Annotated in this window: 15 protein-coding genes and 1 pseudogene; 11 read left to right on the top strand and 5 right to left on the bottom strand. The window is 61.7% G+C overall.

Annotated elements, in window-relative coordinates:
- Positions 1–68: 68 nt before the first annotated feature.
- A complete protein-coding gene (locus AC1D08_RS18140) occupies positions 69–1,007 on the bottom strand; it encodes a peptidylprolyl isomerase (RefSeq protein ID WP_477423686.1) in 939 nt (312 codons plus the stop codon).
- Between the two features lie 260 nt (positions 1,008–1,267).
- Here AC1D08_RS18140 and secA point away from each other — a divergent pair, with 260 nt between their 5' ends.
- Positions 1,268–4,000, top strand: a complete 2,733-nt coding sequence (gene secA, locus AC1D08_RS18135) for a preprotein translocase subunit SecA (protein ID WP_457150494.1) — start codon at positions 1,268–1,270, stop codon at positions 3,998–4,000.
- A 159-nt stretch (positions 4,001–4,159) separates the two neighbouring features.
- On the opposite strand, the gene AC1D08_RS18130 is transcribed toward secA, so the two are convergent.
- The 3 genes from AC1D08_RS18130 to AC1D08_RS18120 form a co-directional block, all read right to left on the bottom strand.
- Positions 4,160–4,444 carry a hypothetical protein gene (locus AC1D08_RS18130; RefSeq protein WP_457150495.1) on the bottom strand — a complete coding sequence of 95 codons (285 nt, stop codon included), beginning with the start codon at positions 4,442–4,444 and terminating at the stop codon, positions 4,160–4,162.
- 104 nt (positions 4,445–4,548) lie between these two features.
- Complete coding sequence (locus tag AC1D08_RS18125; protein ID WP_477423683.1) at positions 4,549–7,581, bottom strand: type ISP restriction/modification enzyme; 3,033 nt, start codon at positions 7,579–7,581, stop codon at positions 4,549–4,551.
- Positions 7,556–7,906 carry a hypothetical protein gene (locus AC1D08_RS18120; RefSeq protein ID WP_457153511.1) on the bottom strand — a complete coding sequence of 117 codons (351 nt, stop codon included), beginning with the start codon at positions 7,904–7,906 and terminating at the stop codon, positions 7,556–7,558. Before AC1D08_RS18120 ends, AC1D08_RS18125 begins: the two co-directional genes overlap by 26 nt.
- Positions 7,907–8,213: 307 nt before the next feature.
- Here AC1D08_RS18120 and AC1D08_RS18115 point away from each other — a divergent pair, with 307 nt between their 5' ends.
- The 4 genes from AC1D08_RS18115 (at position 8,214) to AC1D08_RS18100 (ending at position 13,472) form a co-directional block, all read left to right on the top strand.
- Positions 8,214–9,614 (top strand): oligosaccharide flippase family protein, encoded by a 1,401-nt coding sequence (locus AC1D08_RS18115; protein WP_457153512.1) that lies wholly within the window; start codon positions 8,214–8,216, stop codon positions 9,612–9,614.
- Entirely contained in the window at positions 9,614–10,894 is a 1,281-nt protein-coding gene (locus tag AC1D08_RS18110) for a GNAT family N-acetyltransferase (protein ID WP_457153513.1), read from the top strand. Before AC1D08_RS18115 ends, AC1D08_RS18110 begins: the two co-directional genes overlap by 1 nt.
- 369 nt (positions 10,895–11,263) lie before the next feature.
- Entirely contained in the window at positions 11,264–12,919 is a 1,656-nt protein-coding gene (locus AC1D08_RS18105) for an arylsulfatase (protein ID WP_477423681.1), read from the top strand.
- 244 nt (positions 12,920–13,163) lie between these two features.
- A complete protein-coding gene (locus AC1D08_RS18100; protein WP_477423679.1) occupies positions 13,164–13,472 on the top strand; it encodes a hypothetical protein in 309 nt (102 codons plus the stop codon).
- Between the two features lie 231 nt (positions 13,473–13,703).
- Here the strand turns inward: AC1D08_RS18100 and AC1D08_RS18095 are convergent, their stop codons facing one another.
- On the bottom strand, positions 13,704–13,940 hold the full coding sequence (locus tag AC1D08_RS18095; RefSeq protein ID WP_477423677.1) for a hypothetical protein: 237 nt from the start codon (positions 13,938–13,940) through the stop codon (positions 13,704–13,706).
- A 229-nt stretch (positions 13,941–14,169) separates the two neighbouring features.
- Here AC1D08_RS18095 and AC1D08_RS18090 point away from each other — a divergent pair.
- From AC1D08_RS18090 to AC1D08_RS18065, 6 genes and pseudogenes are all read left to right on the top strand, one after another.
- Positions 14,170–14,298, top strand: a pseudogene (locus AC1D08_RS18090) (IS1 family transposase); the annotation flags it as partial.
- A gap of 89 nt (positions 14,299–14,387) precedes the next feature.
- The gene (locus AC1D08_RS18085) at positions 14,388–14,756 is read left to right on the top strand and encodes a cupin domain-containing protein (RefSeq protein WP_477228424.1); all 369 of its coding nucleotides are present in this window, start codon (positions 14,388–14,390) and stop codon (positions 14,754–14,756) included.
- Between the two features lie 246 nt (positions 14,757–15,002).
- Positions 15,003–15,209 carry a hypothetical protein gene (locus AC1D08_RS18080; protein ID WP_143748743.1) on the top strand — a complete coding sequence of 69 codons (207 nt, stop codon included), beginning with the start codon at positions 15,003–15,005 and terminating at the stop codon, positions 15,207–15,209.
- A gap of 625 nt (positions 15,210–15,834) precedes the next feature.
- Positions 15,835–16,161, top strand: coding sequence for a DUF1254 domain-containing protein (locus tag AC1D08_RS18075; protein ID WP_457154739.1), 327 nt, complete (start codon positions 15,835–15,837; stop codon positions 16,159–16,161).
- 113 nt (positions 16,162–16,274) lie between these two features.
- The gene (locus AC1D08_RS18070) at positions 16,275–16,514 is read left to right on the top strand and encodes a DUF3302 domain-containing protein (RefSeq protein ID WP_095084844.1); all 240 of its coding nucleotides are present in this window, start codon (positions 16,275–16,277) and stop codon (positions 16,512–16,514) included.
- Complete coding sequence (locus AC1D08_RS18065; RefSeq protein WP_457154738.1) at positions 16,511–17,446, top strand: HlyD family secretion protein; 936 nt, start codon at positions 16,511–16,513, stop codon at positions 17,444–17,446. Before AC1D08_RS18070 ends, AC1D08_RS18065 begins: the two co-directional genes overlap by 4 nt.
- The last annotated feature ends 22 nt before the right edge of the window (positions 17,447–17,468 follow it).

Below are 17,468 nucleotides of genomic sequence, written 5' to 3'. Positions count from 1 at the left end.
GGCCGGCGCAGTCGACAAAAAAGGCCGCGGCAACCCTTGGCTGCCGCGGCCCTTTCAAAAATTCAGGCTTACTTGGCGCTTTCCAGCGTATCGACCGCCTTCTTCAGCTTCTCGTCGGGGATCTCGATCTTGGCGCCGGCGCGCAGCGACTTGACCAGCGCAAAATACTTGTCGCGGATGACCGCCTGCCTGGCCTGGTCCTTGACGTCGTCGAATGCCGGCGGCTGCTTGGTGCGCTTGTCCTCGAGCTTGATGACGTGCCAGCCGAACTGCGACTGCACCGGCTGCTCGGTGTATTTGCCGACCTGGAGCGCGAAAGCCGCCTTGTCGAACTCCGGCACCATCTGGCCAGGTCCGAACCAGCCGAGATCGCCACCGCTGGTCTTGCCCGACGGATCGCTGGTGTGCTCGTTGGCGAGCTTCTGGAAGTCGGCGCCGCCGTCGAGCTGCTTGATGATGGCCTCGGCCTCTTCCTTCGTCTTCACGAGGATGTGACGGGCATGCACCTCGTTGGTGGGCGGCGTGTTGGCGATCTCCTGGTCGTAGCGGGCGCGAACCTCGGCGTCGGTGACCTTGTCGACGACGCCCTTCTCGACCATCTCGCCATGCAGCGCGCGCTGCTGCAGGAAGGCCATGCGGCGCTGGAAGTCGGGATCCTTGTCGAGGCCGGTTGTGACCGCCTGGGCGGCCATGACGCGGATTTCGATGGCCGCCGAGAGGGCCGCGGCGCGGCGCTGCTCGGGCGGCAGCTGGGCGAACTGCTGCGACAGCTCGCCTTCGGCAAGCACCAGGTCGGCTTCGGTCAAGGGCTGGCCGTTGATCGTGGCGATCACGGTGTTCGGATCGACCGGTGCCGCGGCAGGTGCTGCCGCATCCGCCGGGGCAGGTGCTGCTGCATCCGCCGGAGCGGGAGCGGTCTGCGCCATCAGCGGCGACAACGAAAGGGCCGACAAGCCGATGGCCAGGCCAAGGCTGGCAAGCGACGCGCGGCGGAACAACAAGGACATAAGATGACTCCGGTAAGGATTATGAGGGCGGAAGGTTTCCAGATCAGCCGGATTGTGGCGGAATTTGGCGCGACCGGCAGGGCCAGCGCGGCGTTGACATCAGTTGAGCCCCCTCTTATCTGTCCAACGACTTTGCGTCCAGAACCGTTTTCCGGGCGCTTTTTGTGTTTGCCCGTGTTCAAGCGGTGCGTTCACGTGGATTTGATGGGGCCAGCCGGCGTCCGTCTCAAGATTGAGAATTCTATCGAAAGGACCATTGGATGGTCAGTCTCGGCGGTCTCGCCCGTAAGGTTTTCGGTTCCTCCAACGACCGTCGGGTCAAATCGACCCGGCCCCGTGTCGAGGCGATCAACGCCATGGAAAACGAGATGCGGGCACTCTCCGACGAGGAGTTGGTTGGCCGCACCGCGAAATTCCGCCAGGACATCGCCAACGGCGCCACCCTCGATGACCTTTTGGTTCCCGCCTTTGCCACCGCCCGTGAGGCGGCGCGCCGCGTGCTCGGCATGCGCCCCTTCGACGTCCAGCTGATCGGCGGCATGGTGCTGCACAATGGCGGCATTGCCGAGATGCGCACCGGCGAGGGCAAGACCCTGGTCGCGACGCTGCCGGTCTACCTCAACGCGCTCGCCGGCAACGGTGTCCACGTCGTCACCGTCAACGACTATCTCGCCAGCCGCGACTCCGAATGGATGGGTCGCGTCTACAAGTTCCTCGGCCTTTCGGTCGGCGTCATCGTCCATGGCCTGTCCGACGAGGAGCGCCGGGTCGCCTATGCCGCCGACGTCACCTACGCCACCAACAACGAGCTCGGCTTCGACTATCTGCGCGACAACATGAAATACGAGCGCGCCCAGATGGTGCAGCGCGGTCACAATTACGCGATCGTCGACGAAGTCGACTCGATCCTGGTCGACGAGGCGCGCACGCCGCTGATCATTTCCGGTCCGCTCGAGGACCGCTCGGAAATGTACAACACCATCGACACCTTCATCATCCAGCTGCAGCCGCAGGATTATGAGATCGACGAAAAGCAGAAGACCTCGATCTTCACCGAGGAAGGCACCGAGAAGCTGGAAAACCTGCTGCGCGATGCCGGCCTGCTCAAGGGCGAGTCGCTCTACGACGTCGAGAACGTCGCCATCGTCCACCATGTCAACAATGCGCTGAAGGCGCACCGGCTGTTCCAGAAGGACAAGGACTATATCGTCCGCAACGACGAGATCGTCATCATCGACGAATTCACCGGCCGCATGATGCCGGGCCGCCGCTATTCGGAAGGGCTTCACCAGGCGCTCGAAGCCAAGGAGCATGTGACGATCCAGCCGGAGAACCAGACGCTCGCCTCCGTCACCTTCCAGAACTACTTCCGCCTCTACAAGAAGCTTTCCGGCATGACCGGCACGGCGCTGACCGAGGCCGAAGAGTTCGGCAACATTTACAATCTCGACGTCACAGAGATCCCGACCAACCTGCCGGTCGTCCGCAAGGACGAGGACGACGAGGTCTACCGGACGGTCGAGGAGAAGTACAAGGCGATCGTCAAGGAGATCCGCGAAGCCAGCGCCAAGGGCCAGCCGACGCTGGTCGGTACGACCTCCATTGAAAAATCCGAGCAGCTGGCCGAGCGCCTGCGCAAGGAAGGCTTCAAGGATTTCGAGGTGCTGAACGCCCGCCACCACGAGCGCGAGGCCGCGATCGTCGCCCAGGCCGGCAAGCCGGGCGCCATCACCATCGCCACCAACATGGCCGGCCGCGGCACCGACATCAAGCTCGGCGGCAATGCCGAGATGCGCATCGCCGACGAGCTGGGCGACATGCCGGCCGGACCCGAGCGCGAGGCACGTGAAAAGGAAATCAATGACGACGTCGAGCGCCTGAAGGAAAAGGCGCTGGCCGCCGGCGGCCTCTATGTGCTCGCCACCGAACGCCACGAATCGCGCCGCATCGACAACCAGCTCAGAGGCCGCTCCGGCCGCCAGGGCGACCCCGGCCGCTCGAAATTCTTCCTGTCGCTGCAGGATGATCTGATGCGCATCTTCGGTTCCGAGCGCATGGACGGCATGCTGCAGAAGCTCGGCCTCAAGGAAGACGAGGCGATCATCCATCCCTGGATCAACAAGGCGCTGGAAAAGGCGCAGAAGAAGGTCGAGGCGCGCAACTTCGACATCCGCAAGAACCTGCTGAAATACGACGACGTCTCCAACGACCAGCGCAAGGTGGTGTTCGAGCAGCGCATCGAACTGATGGACGGCGAAGGCCTCTCGGAAACGATTGGCGAGATGCGCGAGGGCGTCATCGACGAGATCGTCGCCAAGGCCATTCCCGAAAACGCCTATGCCGAGCAGTGGGACGTTGCCGGGCTGAAGGCCGAGGTCGCCGAATTCCTCAATCTCGACCTGCCGGTCGAGGACTGGGCCAAGGAAGAAGGCATCGCCGAGGACGACATCCGCGAGCGCATCACACAGGCCGCCGACGCCGCCGCCAAGGAGCGCTCCGAGCGCTTCGGCCCCGAGGTGATGAACTATGTCGAGCGCTCGGTGGTGCTGCAGACGCTCGACCATCTGTGGCGCGAGCACATCGTCAATCTCGACCATCTGCGTTCGGTCGTCGGCTTCCGCGGCTACGCCCAGCGCGATCCGCTGCAGGAGTACAAGGGCGAGGCATTCGAGCTGTTCCAGGCGATGCTGGGCAATCTGCGCCAGGCCGTCACCGCGCAACTGATGCGCGTCGAACTGGTGCGCCAGGCCGCCGAAGCACCGCCGCCCGAAGCGCCCGACATGTTCGGCATGCATATCGACGGCACCACCGGGGAGAATGATTTCGACGGCGGCGAAACCGCCCTCCTGGTCCGTCCGGAGACGACAGCCATTGTCGCTCCCGAGAACCGCGACCCGAACAACCAGGCGACCTGGGGCAAGGTCGGCCGCAACGAAGCCTGCCCCTGCGGCTCCGGCAAGAAGTACAAGCACTGCCACGGCGCATTCGCGTAAGGGAATGCTTCCCTTCTCCCCGTCACTATACGGGGAGAAGGTGCCCGAAGGGCGGATGAGGGGCGGCGCTGACGTTGGCGACCAGCCAATCTCACCACCTGAGGGGGAGATGGCCGGCAGGCCAGAGGGGGGCGCTGTAGCGCCGGCCTCCGCGATTTCCTACGCCGCCTTCAGCCGCACCATTTCGGCCTCGAACTCGAACTTCAATTGCGCCGCTTCTTCTTCTGGCAGCCAAAGCACCATCTGGGGCACGATCTTGCGGTAAAGCCGGGTGCTGTCCTGATCCCACGGCAGCGTTTCGGCGCTGCGCGCCTCGGCGATAAGCCTGTGCAATCGCGCGCGTACCCTGTCGGGATCGCCGTGATAGTAAACCGTCGGCGCATCTTCGTCGAACAGGTTGGACTGTTCTTCGGCGCCAAAAAGGTCGAGTTGGTTTCTTGCCATGTCCACGGACGCGCGGGTTCGATCTGACTCGGACTATGCCTCATCCCTATTCGTGAAGCGACCACCCGCGATCAGCTTATCCCCGCATTCCTGACGCAGCCCTGTCAGTTGATTGTTTCCGCGCCGGTAGCTGCGAGCGCCGATTGCAGGTGCGCGACCTTGATCAGTTCAGCATTCAGGATGCGCTCCATGAGATCGGCCTGCGCCGGCTCCAATGCGACCAGCCGGCCGAGCACGTTGAGCAGATCGATCAGATCCGAGGTGTACTCGGCGAGCCAGTGATCCGGCCGGATGAAATCGAGCGGCGACGGCGGTCGCTTGTCGCCGATCTGTGGCCGGCTGCGATCGCGCTTACGGTAGCTGAACCAGTGCCAGACCACCTGCTTGCCCGAGACCTCGTATTTCCACATCTCCGGCGAGACGTTGTCTACGAACCCCTTGCCGACATGAAGTCGGCGCTTCACGGGATCGTACTCCATCGTGTCAGGAAGTAGGCTAGGGATCGCACCTTCTGCGGGGATCGTCGGCGCGATGTCCTTAGACATACGGGGCGGCGCCTTTGGCCTGTCGGCAGTAAGCTCGAAAAAGCGTTCGCCATAAGTGTGCAGCCAGATCACCTCGCGGCCAAGCACAACGGCTTGTGAGAATAAGTTCGGATCAGCCGTCAACGGCACGCGCAGGCCGGGCTGCACGAGATCAGGCAGGAAGCGCTCTGTGAACGCCGGATGAGCCATCAAGGCAGCTAGATAGGCCATCACATCCTCGGCCGAGACGGGCTGGCCATACGTATCGGCGAGCAATCCGAGCAGCTTCGTTGGAATATTCGGCTGCTTTGCCGTCACGTCTCGCCAGAGCGGATGCGCGCGACCGGCAAAGGAACCTTTGTAGTAGTCGTGATCTGGCACGATGCCAGAAAAGGTGAGTGCTGGGCCTGAGGACGGTGAGTGCCGTTCCAATGCAATCAGATAAATCTGTTTCGGCGAATAGTAATTCCACAGCGCGGGGTTCGGTCTATTTATGAGCCGTGCGTCAGGGATGATCCATTGCCGGTCGAATGAGCGGAAGCCATAACGGGTCGGAGAGATTGCCGGTTGCGGATCATTCCTGACTGCCTCCGGACGATGTTCGTGCCCCGCTAATCCGGCTTGGGACTTTTTGGAAACGGTTTTGTCACCGCCAAGGTGCGGATGGAATAATTCCTCCTGTTTCGCAACATCTTTCTCCGCCGTCAGCCGTATCCATCGATCCTCCAGCGACTGCTTATCCGGCGCGATTATCCATGTCCGGCCCGGCATGACGCCCGATCCGTCATACTCAAAGAACCACTTCAGCGGTGGGAACGTCGCCCAGGCGCCGCTCGCGACTGGGAAGAACGGCGCACGCCAGTCGGAAGGGCAGCCCTCCCACCCTCCCGGATTGAGCGTCAGTTCTTTCAATGCGGCGAATTTCTCCTCGCGTCGCCCTTTCGGCAACGCCCGAAAGTGCACCTGCGCGGGCTTCTCTTTGTCTTTTCCCAGCTTCTTAGCTGCCAGCACAATGCATACCGGCTGCTGAACGCCTTGGAAAAGGCGCGTCCTGACCTCCGGCTGGTGACCATCGGGCGAGCAATCGACCACCCATATTTCCGAGCACGTGCGCCTGAGATCATCGCGCATCCGTTCAAAGCCGGGACCGTTGAGAAAACCGGCCACCGAAATGAAGCAGACGATGCCTTCCTCGTCCTTGTCGGGAAAACCGGTCGCCGCATAGTTTCCCGTTCCGAACACTTTCCATGTCGCCCAACGCCAGAAGTAGACGTAGAGATTTTTCAGATGCTTGGTGTGCGCGCCTACGCCCCAAGCGCGCGGTGGCGTCCACCAATCCATCGGAGCGACGGTCTTGCCGCCAGAGCCGGCCTCGATCCAGCCGCCCCGCCCCTTGGCCTTTTCCTTGTAGGGCGGGTTTCCAATGACCACGGTGATCGGCTGCGTCTTCTTGATAGTGTTGGCGTCGCGCCGCGATTTCGCGACCGCGCCAGCTTGAGTAAATGTCTCTTCTTCGATGAAAGGATTACCTAGCGTATTGGTAATGAACAGTTTGAGGTCAGGAACCGATATTGCAGTTCCCTTGGTCGTCACTAGCGCCCGCATTTCAGCGATAAGTCGCAGCTGTGCCACCGCGAAAGGCCCAAACTGTAGTTCGAAGCCTATAAGCCGTTTTGCGGCCGCCTCAATCGCGCCTCGCACAGCCCCTTCGCCCTCGGCATCAGCTACGGTCGTGGCGATCCGGCGCAGAACGCCGAGCAGGAAGGTTCCGGTGCCGACCGCCGGGTCCGCCAGCGTCACGTCGGTAGAGGCGAGCCCGGCGTGGCGCTCGAACAAAGGGCCGCGCAAAGTCTCGTCCACCAGCCGCACCATCGCACCGACCACTTCCGGCGGCGTGTAGTAGGAACCAGTGCGCTTGCGCAGCGTGTTATCGTAGACCTCAAGGAAGTCCTCGTAGAAATACAACCAGGCTTCCGGTTTGTCCTTGCTGATCGTGTGCCAATTCACCTCATTGAGGACGCGGGTCAGCGTTTGCAGCGATGTCTTCAGCGCCTGCTGATTGGCCTCATCATCCGTCAGCAGCCCAAGCGCAGTGCCAATCAGTGAATTCGTTTTCCTCAGTTCGTGCGCTGCCAGATGGATTCCGCCGGCCAGCGGAATATCGAGCGCCCGCGCCACCAGAAGTCCGAACGTCACCGCCTGCGCGTAACCGTCAGCAAATTGCGCGTCATCCGCTTCGGGGAAGAGCAGCTTGCGCCAGTCTTTGGCCAACGCGGTCAGACCTGCACTTTCCAGAGCCAGTTGCTCGGTGACCTCGTCGCGCAAAAGCCGGCAAAGCCGCGCGCTGACCTCCGCTAGCCGTCTGGCGTTCGGCGGCGCGATCGGCGCCCAGGTAAGAAAGTTGTTGATCAGCGGGAGAAGACTGACTGGTGCCGCGAGCTTGGCACCTGAAGAGACGACGTCGCCCTCCAACGAAACAACTTTGCCCTGCAGCACTCCATCTTGCCAAAGGCTGAACGCATTGCCGTCGGTGTAGAGCAGGTTAGGCAGCGACTTCAGCTTGTTCCACTGGTCTTTGTCGTGAGAGTCACTGGAAATGGCGCGGGTCCGCACCCTTTCCAGGCTGCTTGACCTCGATGAAGCCGACAAGGGCGTTGTTGACCGTGACGGCGAAATCCGGGCGCGTCTTGATGCCTGCAAGGCTCGTCTCGCCCACCAAGTGGACCGATCCGGCCAAATGCCCAGTAAGTGCAGCAAGCTCATGGACCAGAGTTTCAAGCGGTCCGCGCAATTGATCTTCTGGCGCACCACCAATCGCAGGATTTGTCAGTTTCGGCTTCAGCGACGCACCATATGCGGATACGGCATCGCCAACAGTCTTTACCGTCATTTCTCCCCCGGGCCGCGCAAGAGCATGAATAGTTTTGTTTCGCCTCAAGACGCGAATCAAGCATAACTGGGAAGTCTGTTCATGCCAGCAGATTTATTTACCAGTCCTGCGCACCGGCGGCCGTGCCGGCCCTTCGCTATGGCTCCCTGCCCTTCGGGCCTTCATCCCCTTCAAAAGGTCCACCGGACCTTTTGATCCGCCCGAAGGCGGACCGGGTCTTCACCGTTCGTCGCTCGAAAAGCCAAATCGTTGGCTTTTCGTCCGCTGCGCGGACCACTCCTCACCCAACCGTTTCTTAATGTGTCTTTGCTACACCGACGCCTGAAAAAGAGGCGGAAAACGGAGAGTAATCGGGGTGCGCTTTTCCGCGGCCACGACAGCCGGGCGGTTCTTGCCGCAGCGTTTGGCGCTGCGCATCGGGCCGTTGCTTGGCCGCATCGATGCCGTGCTGTTCACCGCCGACGAGCGCGGCGAGGCCGGCCGCATGTCGGTCATCGCTTTCTCCATCCGCATCATCAGCGCCGTCATCGCCTTCGTCAGCCAGGTGCTGATGGCGCGCTGGATGGGCTCGTTCGAATACGGCATCTTCGTCCTCGTCTGGGTGACGATGGTCATCGTCGGCAACCTCGCCTGCCTCGGCTTCCACACCTCGGTCATCCGCTTCATCCCCGAATACCGCGAGCGCGGCATGCTGGCCGAACTGCGCGGCATCGTGCTGGCCAGCCGGCTGTTCGTGCTGATCGCCTCCACGCTCATCGCCGGGCTCGGCGCGCTCGGCGTCTGGCTGGCCGCGCCATGGATCGAGAACTACTACGTGGTGCCGTTCATCCTCGGCGTCATCTGCCTGCCGATGATCGCCATGTCCGATTTGCTGCAAGGGCTGGCGCGCGCCAATTCATGGGCGCTGTTCGCGCTGTCGCCGACCTATCTGGTACGCCCGGTGCTGATCCTGCTGTTCATGGCGCTGATGCTGGCCGCCGGCTATGCGCCCGACGCCAGGACCGCCATCTTCGCTTCGATCGCCGCCACGTATGTCACCACGCTCGGTCAGCTCATCGGCGTTACCCAACGCATGGAAAGGCGGATCCCGGCCGGGCCGATGAAGGTCCATTTCGCGCAATGGTTCCTCGTGTCGCTGCCGATCTTCCTGGTTGAAAGCTTCTTTTTCCTGCTCACCAACGCCGACGTGCTGATGGTCGGCGCCTATATGGATCCCAACGACGTCGCCGTCTATTTCGCCACCGTCAAGACGCTGGCGCTGGTGCATTTCGTCTATTTCGCCGTCAAGGCCGGCGTTGCCCAGCGCTATGCGCAGTTCACCCATGGCGAGCCGCAAAAGCTCGCCGCCTTCGCCCGCGAGACCGTATCGTGGACATTCTGGCCCTCGCTGCTGATGGCGATGATGGTGCTGGCGCTGGGTGAGCCGATGCTGGTGCTGTTCGGCCCTGAATTCAGCAGTGGCTATCCGCTGCTGTTCCTGCTCGTTTTCGGCGTCGTGGCGCGCGCCGCCGTCGGTCCGTGCGAAAGCCTGCTGACGATGAGCGGCAATCAGAACATCTGCGCTGCCGTCTATGCCATGACGCTGGCCTTCAACATCGGCCTCAACGTGATGCTGATCCCGCATTTCGGCCTGTGGGGCGCGGCGATGGCCACCGCCTTTGCCATGATCTTCGAAGCCTGTGCGCTGTCCTTCACCGTATGGCGCAAGCTCGGCATCGTCATGCTTATCTTCGTGCCTGCGAAAGGAGCCGCGTGATGGCCGCCATCCCGTTGCTTGAGGAAACCAGCGGCGGCACCGCCGGCGCCATGGTGTCCGGCCTCGCCGGGCTGACCCGCGACCCCGACCCCGCCCATATCGAGATCCTCGCCAACAACCGGCCGGAGCGCAAACTCGCCATCTACCCGGCATCGGCCGGCTTCGACCTGGTCGAGGAACTGGATTACCTCTGCACCCGCACGGTCGAGCCGAACGTCTTCTTCAACCCACGCTTCCTGGCGCCGGCCATGCCGCGGCTGGAGGATCGCGAGGTGCGGCTGGCGGTGATCCGCGACGGCGACGAATACCGCAACCGGCTGCGCCTTCTGGTGCCGTTCTCGGTGGAACGGCCGGGAATGCCGCTCGGCGTTCCGGTCATGCGCACATGGTCGAGCCCGTTCGGTCCGCTCGGCACGCCGCTGGTCGACCGCGACGACCCGGTCGGCGTCGTCGAGGACTTCTTCTCGATGCTCTCGCGCCCGCACCTGAAACTGCCGAAAGTCTTCGTCCTGCCCGATATCCGGCTCGACGGCCCGGTGGCCAGCCTGTTCGCCACCGTGGCCGAGACGCGCGGCCTGATGCTGGTCACCACCGGCCAGACCCAGCGCCCCGCGCTGGAGAGCCAAGCCGACGGGGACGAGTATCTGAAGGCCTCGCTGCGCGCGCATCATTTTCGCGAGTTCCGCCGGCTGAAGCGGCGCCTCGGCGACCTCGGCAAACTGGAGCATGTCGTGGCGCGCGGCCCTGAAGAGATCCGCCACGCCATCGAAAGCTTCCTGACGCTGGAAGCGGCCGGCTGGAAAGGCCGCGAACGCACCGCCATGGCGATCGACCGCTACCGCGCCGCCTTCGCCCGCGAGGCCGTGCACCGGCTGGCCGAACAGGACATGTGCCGCATCCATTCGCTGACGCTCGACGGCCGCACGATTGCTTGCCTGATCGTGTACGTCGAAGCCGGCGTCGCCTACACCTGGAAGACGGCTTATGACGAGACGCTGGCCGCCTATTCGCCCGGCACATTGCTGATGATCGAGGTGACCAGGCAGCATCTCGACGATCCCAACATCATGATGACCGATTCCTGCGCCATGCCCGACCATCCGGTGATGAGCCGGCTATGGACCGAGCGCAAGCCGATGGGCACGCTGGTGATCGGCCTGACGCCGGATGCCGATCGCCTCACCCGCCAGGCCGCCTCGCAGCTGCATCTCTACCGCGAAACCCGCAACATGGCCCGCCTGCTGCGCATCCGCATGAAGAGCCTGCTGGGACGGCGGTAGACCAGAGCTTGGTGGTAACCGATGCCCAGGCTTCCCAGGTAGCCAGGCGCCTGGCATAGGCCTGTTCGGCAACCGTCCCCCTGGGAACAGGCGCAGCGACCGCTCCAGCGCATCCACGACCGCCGGGATCGCCCGTGCGGTCGCCGAGGGATCACCCGGTTTCTGGCCTTCATCCCGTCGCGCCGCCGGCATATTCGGGCATCGGCACGGCCGGGGTTGGCGAAGAGCCACGCCAATCAAGGGCGCACCTTGATTACGCCACGAGATGTAACAGTAACGTACTTACCTCGCGTCATCGCCAGTCGCAGGGTGACATCATGTCGGGCCGCTAAAGACTGGCTTGGGTAGGCGTGCCCAAGGGAGCGAGCAATGGCCAAACAGCAGCAAGAACACGAAATCGATAGCAGTACCCTCAGCCGACGCAGCGTCCTGCTTGGAGGCACCGCGCTAGCGGCGGCAGCCGCCACCCTCACATCGCGGCCGTCGATCCAGCCCGCGCAGGCGGCGGGTGGCAAACCGAACATCCTCGTCATCTTTGGCGACGATATCGGCTTTTGGAACATCAGCGCCTACAACAGAGGCATGATGGGCTACCGCACGCCCAACATCGACCGCATCGCCAATGAGGGCGCAATCTTTACCGACCTCTACGCCCAGCAGTCCTGCACCGCGGGACGCGCGGCGTTCATCACCGGGCAGAGTTGCTTCCGCACCGGCTTGCTCAAAGTCGGTCTGCCGGCCGCCCCGGAAGGACTGTCGGGGAAGGACCCGACGCTCGCCGAGTTGCTCAAGCCGCAGGGCTACGCCACCGGCCAGTTCGGCAAGAACCACGTCGGCGACCGCAACGAGTTCTTGCCCACCGTCCACGGCTTCGACGAGTTCTTCGGCAATCTCTACCACCTCAATGCCGAGGAAGAGCCGGAGAATGTGGACTATCCGAAATCGCCAGAGTTCCGCGCGAAATTCGGCCCGCGCGGCGTGCTCAAATGCACCGCCACCGACACGGATGATCCCACCGAAGATCCCCGCTTCGGCCGGGTCGGCAAGCAGAAAATCGAGGACACAGGCTCGCTCACCAAAAAGCGCATGGAAACGGTCGATGAGGAATTCCTGGGCGCGGCCAAGGACTTCATCGATCGGCAGCACAAGGCCGGTAAGCCATTCTTCTGCTGGTTCAACACGACCCGCATGCATATTAACACCCATCTCAAGCCCGACTCGGAAGGCAAGACCGGCTTGGGACTGGAGGCTGACGGCATGGTCGAACTCGACGGCTATATCGGCCAGATTCTCAAGCAGCTGGACGATCTAGGTATTGCCGACAACACCATCGTGCTGTGGACCACCGACAACGGCGCCGAAGTTTTTTCATGGCCCGATGGCGGCACGACGCCGTTCCATGGCGAGAAAAACACCAGTTGGGAGGGCGGCTACCGCGTTCCCGGCATGATCCGCTGGCCGGGGGTCGTCAAGCCTGGCACAGAGATCAACGACATCGTCTCGCACGAGGATTGGGTTCCGACTCTGGTGGCGGCAGCCGGCGAGCCGGACGTCAAGGAGAAGCTCCTGACCGGTTACGAGGCTGCGGGCAAGACCTTCAAGGTCCACCTCGACGGTTACGACCAGCACGATCTGCTGGCCGGTACCGGCCCCGACCCTCGCAAGGAGTTCTTCTACTGGACCGACGACGGAAACCTCGCCGCCTTGCGCTATGACCGTTGGAAGATCCTTTTCCTGGAGCAGCGGGCGGAGGGCTTCGACGTGTGGCAGGAACCGTTCGTAGCCTTGCGGGTGCCCAAAATCTTCGACCTGCGAGCCGATCCGTTTGAACGCGCCCAGCATGAAGGGGCCGAATATATCAGGTGGCGCTTCGATCGGACGTATCTGCTCATGCCGGCGCAGGCCTTCGTAGGCCAGTACATTCAAAGCTTTGTCGCGTTCCCGCCGCGGCAGAAGCCGGGCAGCTTCTCGCTCGACCAGGTGCTGGCAAAACTCCAGGAAGCCGGCGGCGCTAGCAAGAACTGAAGCCAGCTGACGAAACCTTTCAGCGGGCCGCGCCGGTTCAACCGGCGTAGGCTCCGTTCGCGATCCTCTCCCCGATATGATGATGCCGTCGCATATTCCGCGCCACGTCCCGCTTCGGAGGTAAGGCAACGTGTGGTCGCCAACGGCTTTCTACCGCCAATAGGCGTAATTGCGCAGTTGCTAATATACCCATAAATTAATCAGTGCGGCAGTAACAAACCCACCGGAGTGGCCGGTACGCTGCATGACTTTGGCAATTGGCATTGGAGATCTGGTGGGGGTCACGGCCACTGTGCGCAGGCGGATTGACGATGAGCGCGTCAGCGTGTCGGTCCCGAACTATGATTGCCCGCAATCGATCCGAAGCTATGATTTTGCGCATTCGATCCGCACCAAGGTGCAGCGGGGAGATCAGATCGAGCTTGTTGGCGAGGTCACCCGGATCGATGGCGAGACGGTGACAATCGAACTGGGACCGCTGGTGACGGTCGAAATCGATATGGTCAGGCTCATCGAGAGATACCGGCCAAAGCAGCGCAGGACGCCACTCTGAGGCCCTTTCTTTCTACGGATTCCTCAATCGATCCGCAACGCCAGCATCGTGATGCACGATGGACCCGATTCTGCTTCGACCTCGTACGCACGGTTATGGGTTTGAGCTATCCTTCGCCAAAGCGTTGAAAAGCAACGTGCACGCCACCAGCGATACGAGCCCGCCTAACAGGTCGTCCCCTGTCAGGCCGAAAAGATAGACCGTCTCAAACGCCAACGCCGCCACTGCTGTTCACCCCGGTGCGAATTGATCAGCCTTCCTGTCCATCACCAGGGCTACTCCGCGAGCCGCAGCTATCTTTGCGACAAGAGCCTCTAGATCGGCATCCGATCGCATCGATCCGGTTTTCTGTCGGAGTCGGGAAACCGCCAGTGTGACAGAAAGGGGAGCCTTCCCCTTCGCCTCGCTCACAATTTCGTCGGCCGCCGCCGCAACGTTACAGAGCTCTGGTGTAACTTTGATCCTCATGGCTAGCCACCTCCATGCAAAGGTCGCGCGCCATAAACTCTCGAACCCAATCCAAGTTCCAACCAAACCGAGCCGGCTGGTGTCGCGCCTCGGAGCGGCGGCGGGCCAGAAATGGATGCTGGGGATCAAAACCAGCATAGGGTCAACGGGCCGCTGCGCGGTTGGTTGCGGACCGATCATTCTGGTAGTGGGTCAGTTTGAAATTTGACGGATGCAATATGCATTCAAGCATGTCAGCACATCATTCGCGGAACGTCAGAACCTGACAATGCGGATGCACATGCGCCGCTTCACCCGTCTGACAAACGTGTTTTCCAAGAAGGTTGAAGCTGATGCAAACTCGGTGGCTTTGCACTATTGTTGCGCTGGTGGAAGCGGAACAGGCGAAGATTGACCGCAAGCGTGTTACAAGAAGCACGTTGCCGCCTAAACATTCGGGGGAAGCCAATGCAAATCACGGAAATATATGCTGACGAAGTTAGCGAGACGCACTTGCGCAATGTTGCGGTGAATCTTGCGGCACGCGACTTTGCCCCTCCATCTGCTCCCATAGGCGCGTCTCCCGAAACGCCGATGACGACCGGTGTATTTCTTGAATTGCCGCCCGGATGGGACCCGCAATACCATGCGACGCCGCGCAGGCAATTGGTGGTGTTGCTCCAAGGTCACCTCAAAATCACGACCACCGACGGAACTTCAGCCGACTTCCGGCGGGGTGATGTTCTCTTGCTCAATGACAAGGACAGCAAGGGCCACCGGTCGCTAGTCCAAGGTCAAGAGGCGGTTGGCCTGCTTCTCGTTGGCATCGCAGATTGATTCACATCGACAAATTTCAGACTGACCCACTGCCGTCATTTTAGAGAAATTGAATATTCAAATAAACAGCCTATAATTTGCCAGCCGGCAAACCCACCCCTCTTTGCCGGTAAGGCCCGGCGGTCAAACCCCGAGCCACCGCTATGGCCGCCGGACCGCTGAAGACGGTCGGCAACGCTACGACGTTGTGCCGGGGTGAGGCGGGCACGAATCGGTGGCGGCGCCCAGCCAAGGGAGGTCATTCGCATGCACACGGCAGCACTGCAGCTTCGATCGCTCCGAGAAGCTTTATTGCCAATGATGGGGTTTACCGCCTGGCACGAAAGCGTCAGCGAAGAAGGCACGCCCATTTGGACACGTTACATCGCGAAAACGGACTCATGGGAGGTCCGTCCGATGACGCCTGAAGAGGAAGCCAAAGCTTTCTGGTGGTATTGTCCACCATTTATTTGAACCCCGTCCGAGGCGCCGCAGCCACTGTCCGGCCTCAAAGCCCGCGCCACGGAGGGACCGCTGGCGCGGGCCGGCCGATGTGCCCACCAGCCTGCGACGGAGCCAAGCAGCGGCGTCCGAAGCATGAACTCAACAATTCAAGCCCGCTAATGTTCCAGCCTCTTTTGTCGGCGCGCATACCGGCCCGGTATTCCCTCACAGTCGCGGCGCTGGTCTCGTGCCTGATCTGTGTCGCAGGGTCCAGAACCAAGCCGTCGAGGAGGATGGTCACGCAGTCGTCAATCTGTACGCGCTCCCGTGGCGCGCGTAGTGATCCGCGTGGGACCGACAGAACCGAGTGTCCAGCCCGTCCTCCGTGCCCGCTCTGGCCGGCTTGCTGCATCCAACCACGCGACTGCGGCTAAACATGCTGCGCGGCTCCTAAGCCCGCCTCTTCACCTCAGTCTTGCGTTCGCGCCTCGCCGCCCAATACGTCAATCCGGTATCCCTCAAGATGGCCACCCCGTATCATCGGGCAGGCAAGCGTCTAACAGCAGGGAGAGCGAACGACACCGGCAAAAGGCCGCGCCATGGTTACGCGGCGTTACCGTTACGTACTTGTGTGCGCCACCGATGGGCGAGACCCTTGCTGACGATTGCCGTCGTCAGAATGGAGGACTGGCAAATGATCCGTATGCCGCTTGCCGTGCTGTTAGCTGCCTCTCTGCCTGTGCCGACATCAGCTCAGATTGTGTCCGAGGAGCAGGCGTCCGAGATAGCAAGAGACGCCTATGTCTACGCCTATCCGCTGATGTTGATGGATGCCTTCACACAGGGCACCAACTATGCTGAACCAACTGGGATCGTCACCCAAGCACCGTACAATCAGTTCAGCCACGCGAAGGCGTTCCCTCCTTCGGACTTCAAGGCCGTTGTCCGTCCGAATGTCGATATCCTGTATTCCTCCGGGTAACGGTCAACTTGCGATCTGACTGGGGTACACCAGCGCTCCGGTTCGTCCTGACGCGAACGTGGAAAGAGTGTCGGAAAGGCTGGAACCGGCGATTGACAGCGTGGAGCGGCGACATGACCTTCATCGACATCTTCGCCTGGATAGTCCTCCTCGTCGTCATAGCGACACTTGTTGCGGTCGTCGTGGCGCTGGGGGCCATGCCGGGCCGTATTGCACGCAAGCGTGGCCATCCCTGGGCGCAAGCGGTGGCAGTTGGTAGCTGGGCAACCTTGATCTTCGGCTTCGTTTTCTGGCCGCTGGTGCTGATCTGGGCCTATGTCGACTTCCCGGAAAAGAGGGACGCGACCAAATGATCGTCGTCCTTCTCAATGGCTACATTGCGCTTCTCGCCCTCTTCGTCTGGCTGAGGTTTATCCCATTCAACCTGTTTTGGAAGCTGTCCCCGGTCATCGTGCTGCTGGCTCTTCTCATCGGCCTGTTCATCCCGATGGGGTGGGGAGCGCCGTCCGGGCCAGCCGCAGTGCAGCGTAACTCCGTACAGATCATTCCGTCCGTGGCGGGCGAAGTCATCGACGTCCCTGTGCTTGCTAACACGCAGCTCAAGGCAGGCGATGTTCTTTTCCGCATCGACCCGACGATCTACGAGGCACAGGTTCGCGGCATCGAGGCGCAGCTCAAGCTGGCCGAGCTGCGGCTTGGTCAGTTCTCACAACTTCAGAAGAACGATGTCGGACGCGCCTTCGATGTCGAGCAGCGCCAGGCCGAGCGTGACCAGCTTCAGGCGGAACTCGACGGGGCGAAATGGAACCTCGACAAGACGACTGTTCGTGCGCCAACCGACGGTTATGTGACGAACCTCGCCCTTCGCAAGGGAGCGCGTGTCAACGGCCAATCACCCGTCATGGCCTTCATCGACACATCCGACACCATCTTTGGCGCCGAGATAGCCCAGAACAATGCGCGCTACATCAAGGCTGGTCAGCCGGTCGAGGTCACGTTCAAGACGCTTCCCGGCGAGGTCTTTGAAGGCAAGGTTGAGACGGTAATTCAGGCGATTGCCACCGGGCAGTCGCAGCCGGGAGGCCTCGCCGTGGCGCCGTCGGAGGTGCAGGCGTCTCCCTTTGTAGTGCGCTTCAAACTCGACGATCAGACGGTCGGGCAACGGCTCCCAGCGGGAAGCACTGGCGTTGCCGCCATTTACACCGATCATGTCAAGGCGGCGCATGTGATACGGCAAGTTGTGCTTAGACAAAGTGCCATCCTGAACTACGTCAACCCGTTCTGAACCGGCCGCGCCAGCCAGAGGC

It is taken from the genome of Mesorhizobium sp. P2_E6, from assembly GCF_056403835.1.
The sequence above is the reverse complement of the archived record's forward strand: the minus strand, read 5'-3'. Positions and strand labels throughout refer to the sequence as shown.